The sequence below is a fragment of the Nocardioides pelophilus genome, assembly GCF_014180685.1.
GTDB lineage: Bacteria > Actinomycetota > Actinomycetes > Propionibacteriales > Nocardioidaceae > Nocardioides > Nocardioides pelophilus.
On the sequence record NZ_JACEHF010000262.1, the window covers coordinates 1 to 3041 of the forward strand.

General features: G+C 71.9%; 6 protein-coding genes. 1 reads left to right on the forward strand and 5 read right to left on the reverse strand.

The features are described from left to right. From H0488_RS22580 to rpsP, 3 genes are all read right to left on the reverse strand, one after another. Positions 1-274, reverse strand: a 274-nt coding sequence (locus tag H0488_RS22580; RefSeq protein ID WP_512698547.1) for a ribosome maturation factor RimM, incomplete at its 3' end; no start/stop codon positions are given. Between the two features lie 124 nt (positions 275-398). Beyond that, positions 399-647, reverse strand: coding sequence for an RNA-binding protein (locus H0488_RS22585; RefSeq protein WP_183101444.1), 249 nt, complete (start codon positions 645-647; stop codon positions 399-401). 4 nt (positions 648-651) lie between these two features. Further along, the gene (rpsP, locus tag H0488_RS22590; protein ID WP_183101445.1) at positions 652-1257 is read right to left on the reverse strand and encodes a 30S ribosomal protein S16; all 606 of its coding nucleotides are present in this window, start codon (positions 1255-1257) and stop codon (positions 652-654) included. A 300-nt stretch (positions 1258-1557) separates the two neighbouring features. Between rpsP and H0488_RS22595 the strand changes: the two genes are divergently transcribed. Further along, a complete protein-coding gene (locus H0488_RS22595) occupies positions 1558-1842 on the forward strand; it encodes a hypothetical protein (RefSeq protein ID WP_183101446.1) in 285 nt (94 codons plus the stop codon). A 22-nt stretch (positions 1843-1864) separates the two neighbouring features. Here H0488_RS22595 and H0488_RS22600 read toward each other — a convergent pair whose 3' ends face one another. Together H0488_RS22600 and H0488_RS22605 are read right to left on the reverse strand one after the other, a co-directional pair. Continuing rightward, the gene (locus H0488_RS22600; RefSeq protein WP_183101447.1) at positions 1865-2731 is read right to left on the reverse strand and encodes an ATP-grasp domain-containing protein; all 867 of its coding nucleotides are present in this window, start codon (positions 2729-2731) and stop codon (positions 1865-1867) included. 2 nt (positions 2732-2733) lie between these two features. Beyond that, a partial coding sequence (locus H0488_RS22605; protein ID WP_183101448.1) for a hypothetical protein occupies positions 2734-3041 on the reverse strand: 308 nt, incomplete at its 5' end.

Sequence of the window (3041 nt, forward strand, 5' to 3'; positions counted from 1 at the left end):
CCCCGGCGCGCAGGACCACGCCGCGTGCGGTCTCGGCGGCGTCGCGGTCGGGCAGCTCCTCGAAGGTCAGCAGGAGGACCGACTGGTGCCAGCGCGCCCGGGCCACGGTCAGCGTGCGATGGGGGAAGGCCGACCCCCGCGGCGCCTGGACGAGCAGCTCGGCGCCCACCTGGAAGCGACGATCGGGCTCGTCGGAGCGCACGTCGACGGTGACCTCTCCGCGGAGACCGTGCGGCTTCCCGATCCGGCCGACGACGACCTCGATGCTGTCCACGGGTGTCCGCGTCCTTTCTGGGTCTGGTGACAGTCGCTGGCGCGACCTCCTCGACCAACGACAAAACCGATGACGGGCGCCGCCATCATGGCAGCGCCCGTCCTCGTGGCGATGATGCAGGCCGTCAGCGGCGGCCGGGTCGGTCGACGTCGACGAAGTCGATCCGGGTGCCGCTGTTGCCGGCGAGCGCCGAGATCACGGTGCGGAACGCGGTCGCCGTCCGGCCACCGCGACCGATCACCTTGCCGAGGTCGTCGGGGTGCACCCGGACCTCGAGCACCGAACCGCGGCGCAGCTGCTTGTCGCGCACCACGACGTCATCGGGGTGTTCGACCACTCCGCGGACGAGGTGCTCCAGCGCGTCGGCAAGCATCGGCTCAGCCCTCGACCTTTGACTCGGCGTCCGTCGAGCCGGCCTCGGCCTCGGCGGCAGGCGCCTCGGCGGCGGGCTCCTCGGCAGCCGGGGCCTCCTCGGCGGCAGGCGCCTCGGCGGCGGGCTCCTCGGCAGCCGGGGCCTCCTCGGCGGCAGGCGCCTCGGCGGCGGGCGCCTCGGCGGCGGCCTCCTCGACCGGAGCCTTCTCCGCCTTCTCGGTCTTCTCGGCCTTCTTCTTGGTGGTCACCGCGGCGCCCTTGGGCTCGTTGGCGGCCTCCTTGAGGGCCTCGTTGAAGATCTCGAGCTTGTCGCGCTTCGGCTCCTTGACCTTCAGGGTGCCCTCGACGCCGGGCTCACCCTTGAACTTCTGCCAGTCGCCGGTGATCTTGAGGAGGACCTCGACGGCCTCGGTCGGCTGCGCGCCGACACCCAGCCAGTACTGCGCCCGGTCGGAGGTGATGTCGATGTACGACGGGTCCTCCTTGGGGTGGTACTTGCCGATCTCCTCGATGACCTTGCCGTCGCGCTTCTTGCGCGAGTCGACGATGACGATGCGGTATTGCGGCACCCGGACCTTGCCCAGGCGCTTCAGACGGATCTTGACGGCCACGTTTGTGGTGTCTCCTTGAGAACTTGTGGTGGGTGGTCCGCTCCGAACAGGTGGGGAACACCGGGCGGGGGCGGATCGAGGGCGCTGCGCCGACCGGTTGAGAGGGTCCGGATGACGCAGAACTCAACCGCCAAGTCTGCCAGACGTCCCCGCTCCGTCCCAATCGCGCCCGATCGACCGTTCCGTCGACCCGACTAGTCCGGCGTGACCATTCCGACGTGGCCGCAAGACCGGTGTGGACCGGGGACGCCGACCAGCAGGATCACACACGTCAGCACCCCCGCAGGAAAGGACCGGACCATGACGACTCTCCGCCACTCCGCTGCGGTCAACCGTGCCGACTCGGGCTACGCACTGACCCAGCCAGTCGACAACTACGTGCTCGCCACGCGGGTCGTCCACCGGGCCGAGACGCTCCTCGAAGCGGCCGCGGACTTCCCCCAGGCGATCGCGCACATCGAGGCCGGCTTCGAGGCCGCGCTCTCGTTGACCGCCGACAGCACGTGGGTCGACGTCCGCGCCGCTCGCCAGCACCTGGACGAAGCCCAGGCCGAGCTCGAGCGCCACAACTACCGGCTGAGCTGACACAGCTCGAGGGCCCGGCAGGTCAACGCCCTGCGGCGAGCAGGTCCGCGAGTGCGGACGCGATCTCGCGGCCGGGCCCGTCGAAGCTCGAGTACGCCGGTGAGGTGTTCGCCTCCCAGCAGTACCACCGCCCGTCGCTCCCGAACCGCAGGTCGATCCCGACCAGCTCGAGCCCGAGGGTCGCGGCGAGCAGTCGGCAGCGCCGGGCCACGTCGTCGGGAAGGTCGGTGCGCTCCAGGCTGAACCCGCCGTAGCGGTAGTCGACGGCCTCGGAGCGCACCCGGTGGGAGATCACCCGGTCGCCGACCACGTGCACCCGGTACTCGACGCCCGGGACGAACCTCTGGAACTGGGTCGGGCACCAGCGCACCGCGTCGAGGTCCTCGCCCTCTCCGACCAGGCGGACGATGCTCCGGGTGCCACTCGCCGACTTGACCACCACCCGCCGGTGCTCGGTGACGAACGCCGCGGCCGCCTTGGGATCCGTGGTCAGCAACGCCTCGGGTACGGCGAAGCCGGCCTCTGCGATCGCCAGCGCCTGCCGCGGCTTCGAGTGGTTGCTGAGACCCGCGTCGGGACGGTTGACGACGCGAACCTCCGCCGGCGCTGCCTGCGCCCACTCGCGGAGGTCGAAGGAGAGCTGTCGAAGCCGGGCCCGCTCCGCCGCGTTGGCGGCCGCGCCCAGGTCGTAGGGACGAAGGTAGATGCCGGTGACGTCGGTGACGGGGACCGCGCGGCCGGCCACGAGCAGCTCGAGCCGGTGGTCGCGGACCTCGACGGCGACGCCGGCGCACGCGGTCTGGTCCAGGAAGAGGTGCGGCACCTGACGCTCGTCGAGCACCTGCCGCACGTCCTCGAGCGGGGCGTCCGAGCGGAGTCCGTGGAGCACGATCACGACGCCACCAGCTCACGCACGGCCGAGCGGATCGGTGCCGTCGGCACCAGCGGTGCGGGAAGAACGGCACGGAGGCGCGGGGCCGGGTCCGTGTCTTCAGCCGTCCACTCGAGCACCACGGTGAGCAGCGGGGCGTCGTACGCGCGCGCCATCCGGCGCAACCGGCGCGCGACCCCGGCGCCGACGCACGGGGACCCGATGCCGCCGGCGACGGTCAACAGCCGACTGCCGACGATGGTGACGGCGGTCCGCAGCGGCTCCGTCGCGCCGGCCGCGGTCGGCGCCGCGAGCCGCAGACCGGCTG

Excerpts from the sequence above, each read along its gene's own strand:
- H0488_RS22595 (WP_183101446.1), top strand. The coding sequence starts at position 1,558 with ATGACGACTCTCCGCCACTCCGCTGCGGTCAACCGTGCCGACTCGGGC.
- H0488_RS22585 (WP_183101444.1), bottom strand. The coding sequence starts at position 647 with ATGCTTGCCGACGCGCTGGAGCACCTCGTCCGCGGAGTGGTCGAACAC.